Annotated in this window: 15 protein-coding genes, 1 tRNA gene and 1 pseudogene; 2 read left to right on the forward strand and 15 right to left on the reverse strand. The window is 62.4% G+C overall.

From position 1 onward, the window contains the following. A partial coding sequence (locus KBA48_RS25980) for a Uma2 family endonuclease (protein WP_292911601.1) occupies positions 1 to 289 on the reverse strand: 289 nt, incomplete at its 3' end. Between the two features lie 159 nt (positions 290 to 448). Here KBA48_RS25980 and rimO point away from each other — a divergent pair. Together rimO and KBA48_RS25990 are read left to right on the forward strand one after the other, a co-directional pair. Further along, positions 449 to 1,786: a 30S ribosomal protein S12 methylthiotransferase RimO gene (rimO, locus tag KBA48_RS25985; RefSeq protein ID WP_292911602.1), complete on the forward strand. Its 1,338-nt coding sequence runs from the start codon at positions 449 to 451 to the stop codon at positions 1,784 to 1,786. 87 nt (positions 1,787 to 1,873) lie between these two features. Next, positions 1,874 to 2,275, forward strand: coding sequence for a DUF2306 domain-containing protein (locus KBA48_RS25990; RefSeq protein ID WP_292911603.1), 402 nt, complete (start codon positions 1,874 to 1,876; stop codon positions 2,273 to 2,275). 12 nt (positions 2,276 to 2,287) lie between these two features. Here the strand turns inward: KBA48_RS25990 and KBA48_RS25995 are convergent, their stop codons facing one another. From KBA48_RS25995 to tuf, 14 genes and pseudogenes are all read right to left on the reverse strand, one after another. After that, on the reverse strand, positions 2,288 to 2,569 hold the full coding sequence (locus KBA48_RS25995) for a hypothetical protein (protein WP_292911604.1): 282 nt from the start codon (positions 2,567 to 2,569) through the stop codon (positions 2,288 to 2,290). Between the two features lie 8 nt (positions 2,570 to 2,577). Next, entirely contained in the window at positions 2,578 to 2,907 is a 330-nt protein-coding gene (locus KBA48_RS26000; protein ID WP_292911605.1) for a hypothetical protein, read from the reverse strand. Positions 2,908 to 3,084: 177 nt separating this feature from the next. Further along, positions 3,085 to 4,725: a GGDEF domain-containing phosphodiesterase gene (locus KBA48_RS26005; protein ID WP_292911606.1), complete on the reverse strand. Its 1,641-nt coding sequence runs from the start codon at positions 4,723 to 4,725 to the stop codon at positions 3,085 to 3,087. A 296-nt stretch (positions 4,726 to 5,021) separates the two neighbouring features. Then, entirely contained in the window at positions 5,022 to 9,308 is a 4,287-nt protein-coding gene (gene rpoC / locus KBA48_RS26010; protein ID WP_292911607.1) for a DNA-directed RNA polymerase subunit beta', read from the reverse strand. A gap of 85 nt (positions 9,309 to 9,393) precedes the next feature. Beyond that, positions 9,394 to 10,017, reverse strand: a complete 624-nt coding sequence (locus KBA48_RS26015) for a hypothetical protein (RefSeq protein WP_292911608.1) — start codon at positions 10,015 to 10,017, stop codon at positions 9,394 to 9,396. A 19-nt stretch (positions 10,018 to 10,036) separates the two neighbouring features. Continuing rightward, positions 10,037 to 14,230, reverse strand: coding sequence for a DNA-directed RNA polymerase subunit beta (rpoB, locus tag KBA48_RS26020; protein ID WP_292911609.1), 4,194 nt, complete (start codon positions 14,228 to 14,230; stop codon positions 10,037 to 10,039). A 376-nt stretch (positions 14,231 to 14,606) separates the two neighbouring features. Beyond that, a complete protein-coding gene (rplL, locus tag KBA48_RS26025) occupies positions 14,607 to 14,984 on the reverse strand; it encodes a 50S ribosomal protein L7/L12 (protein ID WP_292911610.1) in 378 nt (125 codons plus the stop codon). A 45-nt stretch (positions 14,985 to 15,029) separates the two neighbouring features. Further along, a complete protein-coding gene (gene rplJ, locus KBA48_RS26030) occupies positions 15,030 to 15,548 on the reverse strand; it encodes a 50S ribosomal protein L10 (RefSeq protein ID WP_292911611.1) in 519 nt (172 codons plus the stop codon). A 308-nt stretch (positions 15,549 to 15,856) separates the two neighbouring features. Further along, positions 15,857 to 16,564: a 50S ribosomal protein L1 gene (gene rplA / locus KBA48_RS26035; protein WP_292911614.1), complete on the reverse strand. Its 708-nt coding sequence runs from the start codon at positions 16,562 to 16,564 to the stop codon at positions 15,857 to 15,859. Beyond that, positions 16,564 to 16,998: a 50S ribosomal protein L11 gene (gene rplK, locus KBA48_RS26040; RefSeq protein WP_292911612.1), complete on the reverse strand. Its 435-nt coding sequence runs from the start codon at positions 16,996 to 16,998 to the stop codon at positions 16,564 to 16,566. Before rplK ends, rplA begins: the two co-directional genes overlap by 1 nt. A gap of 132 nt (positions 16,999 to 17,130) precedes the next feature. Next, on the reverse strand, positions 17,131 to 17,661 hold the full coding sequence (nusG, locus tag KBA48_RS26045) for a transcription termination/antitermination protein NusG (RefSeq protein WP_292911613.1): 531 nt from the start codon (positions 17,659 to 17,661) through the stop codon (positions 17,131 to 17,133). Positions 17,662 to 17,663: 2 nt separating this feature from the next. Next, positions 17,664 to 17,861 carry a preprotein translocase subunit SecE gene (secE, locus tag KBA48_RS26050; protein ID WP_054169740.1) on the reverse strand — a complete coding sequence of 66 codons (198 nt, stop codon included), beginning with the start codon at positions 17,859 to 17,861 and terminating at the stop codon, positions 17,664 to 17,666. A gap of 103 nt (positions 17,862 to 17,964) precedes the next feature. Continuing rightward, positions 17,965 to 18,040 (reverse strand) — tRNA-Trp (locus tag KBA48_RS26055). Positions 18,041 to 18,410: 370 nt separating this feature from the next. Next, positions 18,411 to 18,778, reverse strand: a pseudogene (tuf, locus tag KBA48_RS26060) (elongation factor Tu); the annotation flags it as partial.

Here is an 18,778-nt window from a genome sequence, read left to right on the forward strand (position 1 = left end):
GGTCTGGACCGAAGCGAAGCAGCAGGTCGGGCGCGCGGACGGTCCAGCGCTGGTCTATGCGCAACCCACTGCTGCTTTCGACCACGCAGGGACGCCCCGCAGCCTTAACGCGGTTCTTCAAGCCGGCGCCGACATTCACATCCATGCGGCCGTAATTGCGGGAAGGCACCGATTGCGCCACCGGCCAGCCATTCACCAGCTCATATCGCAGGCCATCGCCCGAGTCCCAGGCCAGGAACTCCTCGATGCTCATGCGTTTCAGCGTGGACTTTTTGACGGCGACGGCCATGGCGGCATCCCGGACACGGTGATCAGGCGCCATCATAGCCCGAATCGTGCCGTCACGCCATCCGCGCCGCTTATCGCCACCCCGCCATGCTTGCGCCCCCCCTGGCCTGAAACCTTGTCCCGGCTTATACAGGCGGCTTGTTTTCAAGGACCCTTCCCCATGAGCAAGCAGACCCATTCCCCCGCCGCCGCGCCCAAGGTCGGCATCGTCTCCCTCGGCTGCCCCAAGGCGCTGGTCGACAGTGAACGCATCCTGACCAAGCTGCGGTCGGAAGGGTATGAGATTTCCGGCTCCTATGACGGGGCCGATGTCGTGCTGGTCAATACCTGCGGCTTCCTGGACAGTGCCAAGGCCGAAAGCCTGGAAGCCATCGGGGAGGCCATCAAGGAAAATGGCAAAGTCATCGTCACCGGTTGCCTGGGCAAGGAAGAAAGCCTGATCCGGCAGAACCACCCCAACGTCCTGGCCGTCACCGGCCCGCACCAGTATGAGCAGGTGGTGAACGCGGTGCATGATGTGGTGCCGCCGCGCCATGATCCGTATCTGGACGTAGTGCCGCCGCAGGGCCTGCGCCTGACGCCCCGTCATTATGCCTATCTGAAGATTTCCGAGGGCTGCAACAATCGCTGCACCTTCTGCATCATCCCGTCCATCCGCGGCGATCTGGTCTCCCGCCCCGCCAACATGGTGCTGGCTGAGGCCGAGGCGCTGGTGAAGGCCGGGGTGAAAGAGATCCTGGTGGTCAGCCAGGACACCTCCGCCTATGGCATGGACACACGCTATGCCGAGAGCAAGTGGAAGGGCCGCCAGGTCCGCGCCAAATTCATCGACCTGGCGCGCGAACTGGGTGACCTGGGCGCCTGGATTCGCCTGCACTATGTCTACCCCTATCCGCATGTGGACGAGGTCATCGGCCTGATGGCGGAAGGCAAGGTCCTGCCCTACCTGGATATCCCGTTCCAGCATGCCGCCCCCAACGTGCTGAAGGCCATGAAGCGCCCGGCAAATACCGACAAGGTGCTGGACCGGATCAAGATGTGGCGCCAGGGCTGCCCCGACCTGACCCTGCGGTCCACCTTCATCGTGGGATTCCCCGGGGAAACGGAACAGGATTTCCAGTATCTGCTGGACTGGCTGACCGAAGCGCAGATCGACCGTCTGGGCTGCTTCAAGTACGAGCCGGTGGAGGGCGCGCCCGCCAATGAACTGGCCGGTGCGGTGCCGAAAGAGGTTCAGGAGGAACGCTGGAATCGCCTGATGGCCCACCAGCAGGAAATCAGCGCCAAGCGCTTTGCCACCAAGATCGGCCGCGAGATGGATGTGCTGATTGACGAGGTCGACGAGGACGGCGCCATCGGCCGTTCCTGGGCCGACGCACCGGAGATCGACGGCGCCGTCTACCTGAATGATGAATTCAAGGTGAAGCCCGGCGACATGGTCCGCGTAAAAATCGAGGAAGCGGACGAATATGACCTGTGGGGCAGCGTCATCCGCTGACCTCCCCCCATCCGATAACCAGACCGTTGATTTTATGGTCGGTTCTGTCCGATAGGTTTGAAAAACCTATCGGACAGGGGATTTCAATTGCAGGGTTTCGATCTGTTTCTCAACGCCCCGGCGTTAATCCAGCTTCATGCCGTGCTGGCCACAACCGCCATCATCCTGGGCGGTGTTCAGTTTGCCATGCCCAAGGGCACACCAACACACCGGTTGCTGGGCCGTATCTGGGTGGCCTGTATGGCCATCGTGGCGCTGTCTTCCTTCTTCATTCATGAAATCCGGATGTTCGGAATGTTCAGCGCCATCCACCTTCTGTCGGTGCTGGTGCTGGTCGCCTTGTGGCAAGCCATCCGCCTGGCGCGCCGGGGCGACATCGCGCGGCACAAGCGCAGCATGATCCGACTTTACGTGCTGGCCCTGATCATCACGGGTGCCTTCACCCTGTTGCCGGGACGACTGATGTACAAGGTGTTCTTCGGGGCGTGAGACAATCGGCGGTTATTCGTCGCCGATCCATATTTTGGCGGCCAACAGACGCTGGGCACCTTCCCGCAATTCGTCGTGAAGCTGCCGCACCTCCGCGATAACCCGCTCCTCCAACTGGTCCAGCTTGCGACCGCGATGGGCGTGGAGAACACTGCCCAGCTTTTTCGCGCTCCGGGCCAGCGGCGTGAAGGACCGTCCCACCCCCAGCACCTCATCCCGGTAGTCGGGCTGAAGCACGTTGGGATAAAGCCGGTCCATCCGGTCCAGGGCCAAGGTCAGTTGCGTGCGGTTCATGGCACGGCTCAATTGCGGATGACGGGGCGCCAGCGGGGGGGCTTGCCCCCGCCCTCGCCATCGTCCGGAGGGGGCACCAGGGTCCGCACGGGCGCCGCCGGCTGCTCCCGCTTTGCCAGCAACTTTGCCTGGACCGACCGCAACCAGAATATATGGGCGATGGCGACCACGGCCCCGATGGGCATGGGGGCGGCCACCAGAATCATGGGGTTTTCCGCCGCGATGGCCGATGCCTGCGGCAGGGCGCGCAGCAACTCACCCACGATGGAGGCGGTCCCCACACCGGAAAGGGCCGCGAACAGCAGGCCCAACCTGCCTGTCAACCGACCAGCCGCCATCTTGCACACTCCCGCCTTAGACCTGAATGCGGGCTATTTAGGCGGTGTCAGGGGGGCTTGCCAAGGGGCTCGTCTCTGCGCGCCACCGTTCCCGCGTCGGCACCGGCGCTAACAGGCCTTCATGCGGCGAGCCGGCATGGTCGCATGACGCGGGATCAGGCCTGTTCTTAACAGCCGCTACGATATCTTAAGCTGGCTGCGCCACTGGCTGGGATACTTCAGTTTGGAGAGATCAAAGTGCTGAACCTCGATCCGGGGTCCGGCCTCACCAAACAGCCAGCCCTGCGCGAAGTTGCACTTCAGCCCGCGCAGCCGGATGGCCTGTTCCACCGTTTCCACATGCTCCGCGATGGTTTGAACCTTGAGCTGCTGGCACAGACGCATCATGCTGCCCAGAATCGCGTCGTCCCGCTCACTACGGCCCAGATTGCGGACATAGCTGCCATCAAGCTTCACATAATCGAAGCGCAGGTCGCGCAGATAGGGGAAGGAAGCCGCTCCCGCGCCGAAATCATCCAGACAGATCATATGCCCGGCGGCACGCAATTCATTGATCACCCGGGCCGCCCGGGGGATGTCGCGCAGGCCCACCGTTTCCGTCAACTCAAACAGGACACGGGGACTGGTCCTGGGATGGGCGCGCAGCAGTTCCAACAGGGTCGCGACGAAGACGTCGCTCTCGATCGAATGACCGGAAAGATTGACCGCCACCTTGCAATCCGCTGACACCTTTTCAAGGTCGCGCAGCACGGTCCGGCAAATGAACAGGTCCAGTTCGGTGGCAATGCCGATCTGCTCGGCGAAGGCCACACCGGAGGCATAGGAACGGCCATCATCGCCACGGGCCAGCGCCTCAAGATGATGGGACCGGCCGGTGCGCAGATCGATAATGGGCTGATAGGCCATGTGGATGCGCCGTCCGCCCAGATCGCCGCGCAGGCTTATCATCCGGCGCACCGTATCCTTGACGATGGCACCGACCAGCGCCCGCCCACCGGCAGGGTCCAGGGGGATGGTCTCCCGCTCGGCGAAGCTGCGCACCACATGCAACAGGACACGCACGCGGTCAGACAGCGACAACCCCAGGCTTTCCGTGTCCAGCGTCTGCACATCGATGATGGGATCGGCAGCCTCCGGCACCAGGCTGCGGACGACGGCGTCGATCTCCCCCTTGACGACATCGACCAGATCACCACCGTGCAGCATGCCGAACCGGTCAACGCCCAGTCGCGCGACCGCAGCGTCCGACGGGGCGTACTGGCGCAGGACCGCCCCGATTTCCGCCAACAATTCGCTGGCCGCGGACGGCACCAGCCCAGCGCACATGTCCCGCAACTGCCCCAGCCGGAACAAGGTCAGGTGGCGGGTCTGCTCCCCCCGCCCTTCCATCGAGGCCAGATAATTCTGAAAGGCCTCACGACTGCTCAGGCCGGTTTCGGCATCGCAGCTCGATGAAGGCGCCTGCGCAACCTCCCGGGCGGTGAGGCGGGCGAAGGTCACATTGACACTTTTCCGCCCGGCCACATGATAGGCCCCCATGACGCAGGCAATGTCGCCCGCCGTGGCATGGCGCAATTGCATGACGCGCGGTTCCAGACGCTCATTCTCGCCCATGCCGGCCAGCAAACGCATGACAAGACGGCCGTCAGCCTCTGACAGCAACGTACGCAGGGGCTGGCCAACGACGTCAGCGGGCGTCCGCCCCGTCAGTCCCTGGACCGCGCCCGTGATGAAGCGAACGACACCCTCCGGCTCCACTTCCAGCAACAGGTCGGAGTTAGCAAAGGCGAAGCCAAGATAGCGCTCGATCTTAGGCATAATTTTCCGATGTTTTCTGGCGTGGTGGCATCAACCGAAGCCGCCAACCCTTCGGGCTGCAGCACCGTACCCACAATCCGCAGGCGAACCGTTGCTTTTTGGTAAACTCATAATTTACGGGTTAACGCCTTAATGTCAATCGCCGCTCCACACCGGTCATAGCCCGGGGACCATGCGATGATAGAGGCCGGATAGGCGCCGGCTCTGGACAAGGTCTTCCCGCCGGCGGCCCAAAAAACAAGGGCCACCCCGTCGCCGGGATGGCCCTTTACTCTCACACCTGAAACAGCGTGCCGTTACTCGGCAGCCGCCTCCGGCAGTGCCGGCGTCTCACCATCCTCACCAAGCTGCATGGCGCGATCACGCTCCGCAGCGATGGCCTTCAGACGGTTGACGACGGAACCGGTACCGGCCGGGATCAGACGACCGACGATCACGTTCTCCTTCAGGCCTTCCAGATTGTCGACCTTGCCCTGAACGGCAGCTTCCGTCAGGACGCGGGTCGTTTCCTGGAACGACGCGGCGGAGATGAACGAACGGGTCTGCAGCGACGCCTTGGTGATGCCCTGCAGAACCGGCTTGCCGACTGCAAAGCGCAGATCGACTTCGCCTTCCTTGATCCGCTGCTGAACGGCGCGGTTTTCCTGCTCGAACTCCACGCGATCAACCTGATCGCCGATCAGCAGGGTGGTGTCACCCGGATCGGAAACCTCGATCTTCTGCAGCATCTGGCGGACGATCACTTCAATGTGCTTGTCGTTGATCTTCACGCCCTGCAGACGATAGACGTCCTGGATCTCATTGATCAGGTAGTTGGCCAGCGCTTCCACGCCCATGACCGACAGGATGTCGTGCGGCACCGGGCTGCCATCCATCAGGCTGTCGCCCTTCTGGACATAGTCGCCCTCCTGAACGGCAATGTGCTTGCCCTTCGGGATCAGGTACTCGCGCTCGTCCCCCGTCTCGTCATTCTTCACGACGATGCGGCGCTTGGTCTTGTAGTCCTTGCCGAACTCGACCCGGCCTTCAAGCTCCGCGATGATCGCGAAATCCTTGGGGCGGCGGGCTTCGAACAGCTCGGCCACGCGCGGCAGACCGCCGGTGATGTCACGCGTCTTGGAGCTTTCGCGCGGGATACGGGCCAGCACGTCGCCGGCCTGGACCTTCGCACCATTTTCCACCGACAGGATGGCATCCACGCTCATGAAGTAGCGGGCTTCCGCACCGTTCGGCAGCTTCAGGACCTCGCCGTTGGCATCCAGCAGGGCGATACGCGGACGCAGGTCGGCACCGCGCGGCTGCTGGCGCCAATCGACCACGACCTTGGCGGAGATGCCGGTGGCCTCGTCCATCACTTCGCGGACGGACAAGCCCTCCACCAGATCGACATAGGCAACCGTACCTTCCTTTTCGGTCAGGATCGGCAGGGTGTACGGGTCCCATTCGGCCAGGCGGTCACCGCGCTTGATGGGGGCCCCGTCAACCGCCAGCGCCTTGTTCAGCTTGGCGCCGTAGGGGACACGGTGCTTGGCGCGCTCGCGGCCCTGTTCGTCCAGCAGTGCCAGTTCGCAGTTGCGCCCCATCACCACCGGCACACCCTCGCTGTTCATGACGAGGTTGCGGTTACGCACGATGACCTTGGCATCCAGCGTCGCCTCGATGAAGCTCTGCTCCGCACCACGCTGCGCCGCACCACCGATGTGGAACGTACGCATCGTAAGCTGCGTGCCCGGCTCACCGATCGACTGGGCGGCGATGACGCCCACGGCCTCGCCCATGTTCACCCGCGTGCCACGGGCCAGATCGCGGCCGTAGCAATGGGCGCACACGCCGTCCTGCGTTTCGCAGGTCAGCACGGAGCGGATATGCACCGTGTCGATGCCGGCGCGGTCGACCAGCTCGATCTCCCGCTCGGTGATCAGCTCACCGGCCGGCAGGATCATCTCGCCGGTCAGCGGGTTGACCAGATCGACAGTCGAGGTACGGCCCAGGATACGCTCGGACAGCGGAACAATGACGTCGCCGCCATCGATCACCGCCTTCACGGTCAGGCCATTCTTCGTGCCGCAATCCGTCTCGGTGATGATGGCGTCCTGCGCCACGTCCACCAGACGGCGGGTCAGGTAACCGGAGTTCGCGGTCTTCAACGCGGTGTCGGCCAGACCCTTACGGGCACCGTGCGTGGAGTTGAAGTATTCGAGAACCGACAGACCTTCCTTGAAGTTCGAGATGATCGGCGTCTCGATGATTTCGCCCGAGGGCTTGGCCATCAGGCCGCGCATACCGGCCAACTGCTTGATCTGGGCCGGCGAACCACGGGCACCGGAATGGGCCATCATGTAGACCGAGTTCACGCCGAAGCCCGGACGCGGCTGCTCGATCACTTTCATCATGGCGCCGGCGACCTTTTCGGTCGTTTCCGACCAGACGTCGACCACCTTGTTGTACTTTTCGCCCTGGGTGATCAGACCGTCCAGATACTGCTGCTCGAACTCCTTCACGCGGTCCTGGGCTTCCTTGATCAGCGTCTCCTTCTCGGCCGGGATGACCATGTCATCCTTGCCGAAGGAGATGCCGGCCTTGAACGCGTTGGTGAAGCCCAGACGCATCATCCGGTCGGCAAAAATCACCGTCTCCTTCTGACCGCAATGGCGGTAGACGACGTCGATGATGTTGCCGATTTCCTTCTTGGTCAGAAGGCGGTTGATCAGGTCGAACTTGATGGCCGGATGGCGCGGCAGGATCTCCGACAGCAGCATGCGGCCGGGGGTGGCCGTCACGCGGGTCGTGATCGGGTTGCCGTCCTGGTCCACCGTGTGATAGCGGGCCTGGATCTTCGAATGCAGCGTGACGACCTTGGCCGCCAGCGCGTGCTCGATCTCGCCGATGGAGCCGAAGGCCATGCCTTCACCCACCGCACCCGGCAGTTCCATCGTGATGTAGTACAGACCCAGGATGATATCCTGCGACGGCACAATGATGGGACGGCCCGAGGCGGGCGACAGGATGTTGTTGGTCGACATCATCAGGACGCGCGCTTCCAACTGAGCCTCAAGGCTCAGGGGCACGTGCACGGCCATCTGGTCGCCGTCGAAGTCGGCGTTGAACGCGGTGCAGACCAGCGGGTGAAGCTGGATGGCCTTACCTTCGATCAGGGTCGGCTCGAACGCCTGAATGCCAAGACGGTGCAGGGTCGGCGCGCGGTTCAGCATCACGGGATGCTCGCGGATGACCTCTTCCAGGATGTCCCAGACCTCGGGACGTTCCTTTTCCACCATACGCTTGGCGGCCTTGATGGTGCTGGCCAGACCGTACAGTTCCAGCTTGGCGTAGATGAAGGGCTTGAACAGCTCCAGCGCCATCTTCTTGGGCAGGCCGCACTGGTGCAGCTTCAGCTCCGGACCCACCACGATGACCGAACGGCCCGAGTAGTCGACGCGCTTGCCCAGCAGGTTCTGGCGGAAGCGGCCCTGCTTGCCCTTCAGCATATCGCTGATGGACTTCAGCGGACGCTTGTTGGCACCGGTGATCACGCGGCCACGGCGGCCATTGTCGAACAGAGCGTCGACGGCCTCCTGCAGCATGCGCTTTTCGTTGCGGACGATGATGTCCGGGGCCTTCAGCTCGATCAGACGCTTCAGACGGTTGTTGCGGTTGATCACGCGGCGATACAGATCGTTCAGATCCGACGTCGCGAAACGGCCACCATCCAGCGGCACCAGCGGACGCAGTTCGGGCGGAATGACCGGAACGACTTCCAGGATCATCCATTCCGGACGGGTCGCTTCCGGGTAGGTCTTGTAGATGGTCGGGCCATCGGGGCGCTCGATACGCTCCTTATAGCCCTCGAACCGCTCATAATCGGCGACCGTCTCAACCTCGACCGGATTGCCCAGGAAGGCTTCCAGCATCTTCAGGCGCTTGACAAGCTTCTTGCGCTTGGCTTCGGACGCGGTCTCGCGCAGGTCGTCGCGGCAATTCGCCTTCTCGGTCACGAGGTCCAGGGAGGACAGCATGTCCTTCAGGGCCTCGGCGCCGATCTTGGCGGTGAAAGTGTCTTCGCCGTACTTGTCCTGGAAGTCGATCAGCTCGTCTTCCGACAGCAACTGACCCTGCTTCAGCTCGGTCAGGCCGGGTTCGATGACGACATAGTTTTCGAAATAAAGGATGCGCTCCAGATCCTTCAGCGTGTTGTCCAGCAACAGGCCGATGCGGGACGGCAGCGACTTCAGGAACCAGATATGGGCAACGGGCGAGGCCAGTTCGATATGGCCCATGCGCTCGCGGCGGACCTTGGACAAGGTCACTTCCACGCCGCACTTTTCGCAGATGATGCCGCGATACTTCATGCGCTTGTACTTGCCGCACAAGCACTCGTAATCCTTGATCGGACCGAAGATGCGGGCGCAGAACAGGCCGTCGCGCTCCGGCTTGAAGGTCCGGTAGTTGATCGTCTCGGGCTTCTTGATCTCGCCGAACGACCAGGAACGGATACGCTCCGGGCTGGCGATCGAGATGCGGATCTGGTCGAAACTCTGCGGACCCTGCGGGGCGCCGAAGATGTTCATCAACTCGGTATTCATATGCCGTCTCCAGCGTGGCGTGAGCCTGAACCTGCCCGACGCAATTTAAGTCGTAACTCTGTTGAGCGATCAGTTACCAGAAACTTCAAGGAGCAGCGGGCGCCTCGATAAGCGAAAGAATGGAGTGGGTGGCAAACTTTTCGTCAGCCGACAAAGTGCCATCCCGCTTCTGGTTCATGATGACAACGGCAAACACTCCAATCCTGCGTATCACAACTGCGATATCCTCCGCGATTGCGCCCTCACCAACAGTCAACTCACCGTAAAAGCCTTCGTCGCCGGTAGGCAACTTCTGGCGCTGTACGTTTTTGACGTTCGTGCCCCATTCAGCAACGTAAAGGTCCATGACCTTTCCAATGCCTTGTCGGGCCATTTCCTCATCGTTACCAATCAGGAACGTGTTGACACTCACCATGCGCCGCCAAGAATTCAGCGAGGCACCCGGTTGTAGATACTCAAACAGGAAAAGTCTGCCAGTCGGCTCTTGAACCGCTACATAAGCCAACTCTGGGACACCAAGATCTTTAATCAAGTAGTCCAGCTTCGGCTTCATCCAGCCCGCAAAGCGTTGGAATTCCGGATTCTGCTGCACCGGGGGAGAAAACTCGACCTCCCTGGCAAAACTACCCGGAACTGCCCCGAACAAAAGGGCGATTGCCAGAATGCAAACTCTTGCAATGCGCTTGCTTAAGGTGCCTCTGGCAATCATCCCAATGTCCTTCCGCCGATCAGTAGTCGCGCTCGTTAAGCTCGACATTCAGGCCCAGCGAACGCAGTTCCTTGACCAGAACGTTGAAGCTTTCGGGAATGCCGGCTTCGAAGTTGTCGTCGCCACGGACGATGGCTTCGTAAACCTTGGTACGGCCGGACACGTCGTCCGACTTCACCGTCAGCATTTCCTGCAGCGTATAGGCAGCGCCGTAAGCTTCCAGTGCCCACACTTCCATTTCACCGAAGCGCTGGCCACCGAACTGGGCCTTACCACCCAGCGGCTGCTGGGTCACAAGGCTGTAGGGGCCGATGGAGCGGGCGTGGATCTTGTCGTCGACCAGGTGGTGCAGCTTCAGCATGTAGATGTAGCCGACCGTGACGCGGCGGTCGAACGGCTCACCCGTGCGGCCGTCGATCAACTGCATCTGGCCCGAACGGTCGATGCCGGCATCTTCCAGCATGCGGCAGATATCCTCTTCGCGCGCACCGTCGAAGACGGGGGTAGCGAAGGGGATGCCGCGACGCAGGTTGTTGGCCAGCTCGATCAGCTCAGGATCGCCCATGTCGGCAATGTCGGCGCCCCACACATCCTCACCATAGATGTGACGCAGGCGGGCCCGCAGCTCATCCAGGGTCTTGGACTTCATGGCGGCGTCGGTCGCCTTGGCCCGCATCTTGTCCAGCATCTCGCCGATCTGACGGCCCAACCCTGCGGCGGCCCACCCAAGGTGGGTCTCCAGGATCTGACCGACATTCATGCGCGACGGCACGCCCAGCGGGTTCAGCACGATGTCGACATTCCGCCCATCTTCCAGATACGGCATGTCTTCGATCGGGGTGATGCGCGAGATGACGCCCTTGTTGCCGTGACGACCGGCCATCTTGTCACCGGGCTGCAGCTTGCGCTTCACAGCCACGAAGACCTTGACCATCTTCATCACGCCGGGCGGCAGCTCGTCACCGCGCTGCAGCTTCTCGACCTTGTTCTCGAACTTTTCCTGCAGGCGCTGGACGCTGTCGTCGAACACCTTGCCGGTCTGCTCGATGAACTCCATGACCCCGTCATCGGCGACGGAGATATGGCGCCACTGGCCCCGGGTCAGACCCGACAGCAGCTCGGCATTGATCACCTCACCACCGCGCAGGCCCTTGGGACCCGAAACAACGGTCTGGCCGATCAGCAGTTCCTTCAGACGGGTGTAGAAGGAGCGTTCCAGAATGCCCTTCTCGTCGTCGCGGTCCTTGGCCAGCTTCTCGATCTCGGCCCGTTCGATGGCCAGGGCGCGCTCGTCCTTGTCCACGCCGCGGCGGGAGAAGACGCGCACTTCCACGACGGTACCGACAACACCCGGCGGCAGGCGCAGCGACGTGTCGCGTACGTCAGAGGCCTTTTCACCGAAGATGGCGCGCAGCAGCTTCTCTTCCGGCGTCATCGGGCTTTCGCCCTTCGGCGTGACCTTGCCGACCAGGATGTCACCCGGACGGACTTCGGCGCCGATATAGACGATGCCGGCTTCGTCGAGGTTCTTCAGAGCCTCTTCGCCGACATTCGGAATGTCGCGGGTGATTTCTTCCTGGCCCAGCTTGGTATCGCGGGCCATGACCTCGAACTCCTCGATATGGATCGAGGTGAAGACGTCATCGCGCACGATCCGTTCGGAGATCAGGATCGAATCTTCGAAGTTGTAACCATTCCAGGGCATGAACGCGACGAGCACGTTGCGGCCCAGGGCCAGTTCACCCAGGTCGGTCGAGGGACCATCGGCGATGATATCGCCCTTGATCACCCGGTCGCCCACCTTCACCAGCGGCTTCTGGTTGATACAGGTGTTCTGGTTGGAACGCTGGAACTTCAGCAGGTTGTAGATATCGACGCCGGGGGCCGCCGGGTCCGTATCCTCGGTCGCGCGGACCACGATACGGGTGGCGTCCACCTGATCGACAATACCGGCGCGCCGGGCCACGATGGTCACGCCCGAGTCACGGGCCACCGTCGCTTCCATGCCGGTGCCGACCAGCGGTGAGTCCGCCTTGATCAGCGGCACGGCCTGACGCTGCATGTTGGAGCCCATCAGCGCGCGGTTCGCGTCGTCGTTCTCCAGGAACGGGATCAGCGCAGCGGCGACGGACACGACCTGCTTGGGCGACACGTCGATCAGGTCGATCATGTCCGGACGGGCCAGCAGGTATTCACCGCCCTTACGGCAGGACACCAGCAGCTCGGCGAACTTGCCATCAGCCTGCAACGGCGCGTTGGCCTGCGCCACCATGTAACGGCCTTCTTCCATGGCCGACAGGTAGACCACTTCCGACGTCACCTTCTGGTCCACCACCTTGCGGTAGGGGCTTTCGATGAAGCCGTACTGGTTGACGCGGGCATAGGTCGCGAGGCTGTTGATCAGACCGATATTCGGGCCTTCCGGCGTCTCAATCGGGCAGATACGGCCATAATGGGTCGGATGCACGTCGCGGACTTCAAAGCCCGCACGCTCGCGGGTCAGACCGCCCGGCCCCAGGGCCGAGAGACGACGCTTGTGCGTGATTTCCGACAGCGGGTTGGTCTGGTCCATGAACTGCGACAGCTGCGAGGAGCCGAAGAATTCACGGACGGCAGCGGCCGCCGGCTTGGCATTGATCAGGTCATGCGGCATGACCGTGTCGATCTCCACCGAGCTCATACGCTCGCGGATCGCACGTTCCATGCGCAGCAGGCCGACGCGGTACTGGTTTTCCATCAGTTCGCCGACGGAGCGGACACGACGGTTGCCCAGATGGTCGATATCGTCGATCTCGCCCCGGCCATCCTTCAGTTCCACCAGGATCTTCAGGATCTTCAGGATGTCTTCCTTGCGGAGCACGCGCACCTGATCGTCCGTCTGGAAATTCAGACGGGCGTTCATCTTCACGCGGCCCACGGCCGACAGATCATAGCGTTCCTGGTCGAAGAACAGACCCTGGAACAGCGCTTCGGCGCTTTCCAGCGTCGGCGGCTCACCCGGACGCATGACGCGATAGATATCGACCAGCGCGTCCTCACGGCTCGCATTGCGGTCGGCGGCCATCGTGTTGCGGATATAGGGACCGACATTCAGATGGTCGATGGCGAGCACGGGCAGGGACTGGACACCCTGCTTTTCGAGCTTATCCAGCGAGGCGCTGCTGATCTCGTCACCGGCCTCGTACAGGACCTCGCCGGTGCGCTCATCGATGATATCGACGGCCAGATAACGGCCGATGATCTCTTCGATGGGGGCGGCGACTTCCGTCAGGCCCTGCTCGACCAGGCGCTTCAGGACGCGCGGGGTCATCTTGGTTTCGCGCTGGACCAGGATCTCACCCGTGCGGGCGTCGATCAGATCATTGGCGAGCTTCTGACCCTTCAGGCGCTCCGGCTCGAAGGCGGTCTTCCAGCCGGCACCGGCGCGGGTGTAGTTCACGGTCTCATAGAAGGCACCAAGGATTTCCTCCTTGGTCATGCCCTGCGCCTCGTAGGGCAGCAGGTCCTTGCCCTGCGCCTTGCGGGCGGCGCGCGACGCCTCCGTATCCAGCCCGTCCAGCGCGTAGAGCAGCGTGGTGGCCGGCAGCTTGCGGCGGCGATCGATGCGGACATAGACAATGTCCTTGGCATCGAACTCGAAATCCAGCCACGAGCCGCGATAAGGGATGACACGGGCGGCGAACAGGTACTTGCCCGAGCTGTGGGTCTTGCCCTTGTCGTGGTCGAAGAACACACCGGGGCTGCGGTGCATCTGGCTGACGATCACGCGCTCGGTGCCATTGATGATGAAGGTGCCGTTGGCCGTCATCAGGGGCATGTCGCCCATGTAGACGTCCTGCTCCTTGATGTCGCGGATGGACCGCAGACCGGTATCTTCATCAATGTCGAACACGGTGAGGCGCAGCGTCACCTTCAGCGGCGCGGCGAAGGTCATACCGCGCTGCTGGCATTCCTCGACATCATATTTCGGCTGCTCAAGCTCGTACCGGACGAAGTCCAGCACGGCGCGCTCGGAGAAGTCCTTGATCGGAAATACCGACTTGAAGACCTCCTGGAGACCGAGGACCGCCCGCTTCTCCGGCGCCACATCCATTTGCAGGAAGTGGTCGTAGGAGCTGCGCTGAACCTCGATCAGGTTCGGCATGCGGGTCACCTCGGGAATACGCCCGAAGCTCTTGCGGATACGCTTACGTCCCGTGAACGACTTGGCCATAGAGTGCCTCTCGTGAACTCGCCCGGTGCAATGCGCGCTCTAGATCAATGCCCAAATTGAGGCTTCAGGCGCTAACCCGCCGCCCCAAAACACGAATCGACGCGGGCGCAAATCCCTCAGGATCGGCGCCGGATCGCGTCGTTATCATCAGCTCGTCCCTCTTCCGCTGCCGGTGGAAGCCAGGATTTGCCTTGGTTTTTCCCGTTCGACACAGGGTTTTCCCCACACCGCCCGGAACCGCCATGGTCCCGTCCCGGAAAAGCCCGCCATGATAGCGGATCGTTCCGGTCCAGAAAAGACAGACGACGCCGGGCGGCGGCCCCATTTCCGGGGACCACCGTCCAGCGCCCTCTTATGCAGCAACGAGTGCCACTTATTACTTGACGTTGACCTTGGCGCCAGCGTCTTCCAGCTGCTTCTTCAGCTTGGCGGCTTCGTCCTTGGACACGCCCTCCTTCACGACCTTCGGAGCGCCTTCGACCAGGTCCTTGGCTTCCTTCAGGCCCAGGCCGGTGATGGCGCGGACTTCCTTGATCACGTTGATCTTGTTGGCGCCGGCATCGGCCAGCTCAACCGTGAACTCGGTCTGCTCTTCGACCGGGGCGGCGGCAGCGCCGGCGACCGGAGCAGCAGCAACGGCCACCGGAGCGGCGGCGGAAACGCCCCACTTCTCTTCCAGCAGCTTCGACAGTTCGGCCGCCTCGATAACGGTCAGGGCGGACAGTTCTTCAACCAGCTTTTCCAGCTTGGACATGATGGTCTCCTAAGGGAACTAGATAAATGGTGAGTGAGATGCGGCTCAGGCCGCCTCGTCCTTCTTGGCGTAGGCCGCGAGAACGCGGGCCACTTGGCCACCCGGTGCCTGCAGCACACCGGCGATACGGGTCGCCGGGGTCTGGATCATGCCGAGCAGGCCAGCACGCAGTTCCGTCAGCGACGGCAGCTTGGACAGGGCATCAACACCCGAAGCGTCCAGCGTGACAGCGCCGATGGAGCCGCCAATGACCTTGAACTTGTCGTTGGTCTTGGCGTAGTCGATGGCAACCTTGGCCGCCGCAACCGGGTCCTTGGACCAGGCCATGGCGGTCGGGCCCTTAAACAGGCCCTCGGTCTTTTCGAACTGCGTGCCCTTGAGGGCGATGACGGCGAGCGAGTTCTTGGTCACTTTGTAGCTAGCGCCCGCAGCCCGCATCTTGCGGCGCAGGTCGGTCACTTCAGCCACCGTCATGCCGGACTGCTTAGTCACGACGACGAGGGCTGCCGACTGCAGCTCAAGATTAAGGGCCGCGATCGTAGCTTCCTTCTGTGAACGATCCACGGTTCGCCTCCATTTGGAACAGGACAGCCAAAAGGCCGTTCCGCCCGGTTACAACACATCCAGGCCGGTTCGAACGAACCAGCCCAGACGGGGTTACCTGTCCCAGAAGCTTCAAGCCATCATGTCCAGGGCGGCACAGACCGACCCGGCGTATCAATGCTTTGGCTCCTGTCTGCGCCGGCTGGTCTATTAAGCGTCAGGGACGGATCCCATCGGCGCGCGGCGGTCTCGGACAGGGTGGGCCTTGCCCGAAGGCGAGACCCAATCCCGTTCCGGCCGAGACCGGAACGGGAAACTCGTTTTGGACCTTAGGCGTTCAGCGCGGCGACCAGCGCCTGCACATCCAGCTTCAGACCCGGGCCCATCGAGGAGGACAGCGAGACCTTCTCGACATAGGTGCCCTTGGCACCCGAGGGCTTGGCGCGGTTGATCGCGGAAACGAACGCCTTGACGTTCTCTTCCAGGGCTTCAGCAGTGAAGCTGGCCTTGCCGACGCCGGCATGGACGATACCGGTCTTCTCGGCGCGGAACTCGACCGAACCACCCTTGGCGGCCTTGACCGCGTCGGCGACGTTCGGGGTCACGGTGCCCAGCTTCGGGTTCGGCATCAGGCCGCGCGGGCCGAGCACCTTACCCAGCTTGCCGACCACGCCCATCATGTCCGGGGTGGCGATGCAGCGGTCGAAATTCATGTTGCCGGCCAGGATCTGCTCGGCCAGATCGTCGGCACCGACCAGATCGGCACCAGCGGCCCGGGCTTCCTCGGCCTTGGCGGCGCGGGCGAACACGGCGACGCGGACGGTCTTGCCGGTGCCATTCGGCAGCACGACCATGCCACGGACCTGCTGATCGGCGTGACGCGGATCGATGCCCAGGTTCAGGGCGATCTCGACCGTCTCGTCGAACTTGGCGGTGGCGTTGGTCTTCACCGTGGCGATGGCGTCGCCCAGGGCGTAGAACTTGGCGCGGTCAACGTTGCCGTTGGCCTTCTTCAGACGCTTACCGATGGCCATGATCAGCCCTCCACCACTTCGAGACCCATGGAACGGGCGGAACCGACGATCATGGTCATCGCGGCTTCGACGTCGTTCGCGTTCAGATCGACCATCTTCTGTTCGGCGATGGCGCGGATCTGGCTGGTGGTCACCTTACCGACGGTGGCGGACTTGCCAACGGTGGCGGAACCCTTGGTGATGCCCGAGGCCTTCTTCAGGAAGTAGGTCACCGGCGGGGTCTTGGTCACGAACGTGAAGGTACGGTCACCATAGGCGGTGATCACGACCGGAATGGGCATGCCCTGTTCCAACTGGGCCGTCTTCGCATTGAACTGCTTGACGAACTCCATGATGTTCAGGCCGCGCTGACCCAGCGCCGGACCGATGGGCGGGCTGGGGTTGGCCTTGCCGGCCGGAACCTGCAGCTTGATATAGCCGACGATTTTCTTCGCCATGATGATCCTCATAGTCCGACGGAGGGCCGGGCCCGTCCGTCATGGGATTTGCGTGGTGCGGCCGCCCTTGGACTTGCGGGCTTGGCCTCCCACGCGGGAACCGGCCGATGGAGACCACCGGCCGGAAATTCGTCAGATCTTTTCGACCTGGGTATATTCCAGTTCCACCGGCGTGGCGCGGCCGAAGATCGAGACCGCGACCTTGAGGCGGGACTTGTCCTCGTCCACTTCTTCCACCAGACCGGTGAAGGAGGTGAAGGGACCATCCGTAACCCGGACATTCTCGCCAACCTCGAAGGTGATGGAGGGCTTGGGCCTCTCCACACCCTCCTGCACCTGGTTCATGATGCGCAGCGCCTCGGTCTCCGAAATGGCCTGCGGCTTGCCGCCACCGCCCAGGAAACCGGTCACCTTCGGCGCATTCTTCACCAGATGCCAGGTCTCATCCTCAAGCTCCATCTTCACCAGCACATAGCCGGGGAAGAACTTGCGCTCTGAATTGATCTTGGCGCCACGGCGCACTTCCACGACCTCTTCGGTCGGGACCAGGATATCGCCAAACTTCTCTTCCAGGCCCTTCTGGGCGGCCTTCTCGCGGATCGCCTGGGCGACCTTCTTTTCGAAGCCGGAATAGACGTGGACGACGTACCAACGCATGGCCATGGTCAGCCCCCAATGCCGAGAATCAGGCGGATGCCGAATCCGAGGATCTGGTCCACCGTCAGGAAAAAGACGGAAGCCAGGATCACCATCACGAAGACCATGGCGGTGGAAACAAGAGTCTCCTTCCGCGTCGGCCAGGTGACCTTGGCGACCTCACGGCGCACCTCGCGCAAGAATTCTGCGGGATTGGTTTTAGCCATGTCGGCGTTGGCCATCATTCCTGAATGCACATACCGTTATGTCACCCTTGCACAGGCACCGGCGGGGCCGGACTTCGGCAGGGGGCCATCCTTTTTGAGGGGATGGCAGGAGTGGAGGGGCTCGAACCCCCAACCCCCGGTTTTGGAGACCGGTGCTCTACCAGTTGAGCTACACTCCTACACCATCGGTTCCGTTCCAGGCGCCAGCGACAAAACATCGCCGTCGCCCCGAGCGGTCCCGGGGAGTGCGGGTTGATAGCGCAGTTGCGCCCGCAACGCAACAACCAGTTTGCACCGATTGCTGATACACGTTGCAGGGGATCATTGCGCCCACCGCATCCCGGATCGACCAGGCCGTTGCCGGCCAAGTCCTTCCATAAAAAGGAAAAGGGCCGCTGTTTCCAGCGGCCCTGTCCCTTTACTTGTCCCCTCAGGCGCCGGGCGGCGGTATCCGCTGCCCTGGCTTACGGCACCACGCGGTACCGGACCGGCGGTCGCCGGTCTTCAGCAGTGCGGGGATAACACCGCACTGCTGACCTTGAAAGTGACTTACTTGACGATCTTCGACACAACGCCGGCGCCGACGGTACGACCGCCTTCACGGATGGCGAAGCGCAGACCTTCGTCCATGGCGATCGGCGCGATCAGCTTCACGGCGAAGCGGATGTTGTCGCCCGGCATCACCATTTCCGTGCCTTCCGGCAAGGTCACCGAACCGGTCACGTCCGTGGTGCGGAAGTAGAACTGCGGACGGTAGTTGGCGAAGAACGGGGTGTGACGGCCGCCTTCTTCCTTGGTCAGGATGTAGGTCTCGGCCTCGAACTCCGTGTGCGGGGTGATCGAGCCGGGCTTGGCCAGAACCTGACCACGCTCCACGTCCTCACGCTTCGTGCCACGCAGCAGCGCGCCGATATTGT

The organism is Niveispirillum sp. (genome assembly GCF_017996735.1).
Classification (GTDB): Bacteria; Pseudomonadota; Alphaproteobacteria; order Azospirillales; family Azospirillaceae; genus Niveispirillum.

Bases quoted from the DNA above. Each gene is read 5' to 3' on its own strand.
- rimO (WP_292911602.1), top strand. From the start codon at position 449: ATGAGCAAGCAGACCCATTCCCCCGCCGCCGCGCCCAAGGTCGGCATC.
- KBA48_RS25995 (WP_292911604.1), bottom strand. From the start codon at position 2,569: ATGAACCGCACGCAACTGACCTTGGCCCTGGACCGGATGGACCGGCTT.
- KBA48_RS26000 (WP_292911605.1), bottom strand. From the start codon at position 2,907: ATGGCGGCTGGTCGGTTGACAGGCAGGTTGGGCCTGCTGTTCGCGGCC.
- KBA48_RS26005 (WP_292911606.1), bottom strand. From the start codon at position 4,725: ATGCCTAAGATCGAGCGCTATCTTGGCTTCGCCTTTGCTAACTCCGAC.
- rpoC (WP_292911607.1), bottom strand. From the start codon at position 9,308: ATGAATACCGAGTTGATGAACATCTTCGGCGCCCCGCAGGGTCCGCAG.
- KBA48_RS26015 (WP_292911608.1), bottom strand. From the start codon at position 10,017: ATGATTGCCAGAGGCACCTTAAGCAAGCGCATTGCAAGAGTTTGCATT.
- rpoB (WP_292911609.1), bottom strand. From the start codon at position 14,230: ATGGCCAAGTCGTTCACGGGACGTAAGCGTATCCGCAAGAGCTTCGGG.
- rplL (WP_292911610.1), bottom strand. From the start codon at position 14,984: ATGTCCAAGCTGGAAAAGCTGGTTGAAGAACTGTCCGCCCTGACCGTT.
- rplK (WP_292911612.1), bottom strand. From the start codon at position 16,998: ATGGCGAAGAAAATCGTCGGCTATATCAAGCTGCAGGTTCCGGCCGGC.
- nusG (WP_292911613.1), bottom strand. From the start codon at position 17,661: ATGGCCATGCGTTGGTACGTCGTCCACGTCTATTCCGGCTTCGAAAAG.
- secE (WP_054169740.1), bottom strand. From the start codon at position 17,861: ATGGCTAAAACCAATCCCGCAGAATTCTTGCGCGAGGTGCGCCGTGAG.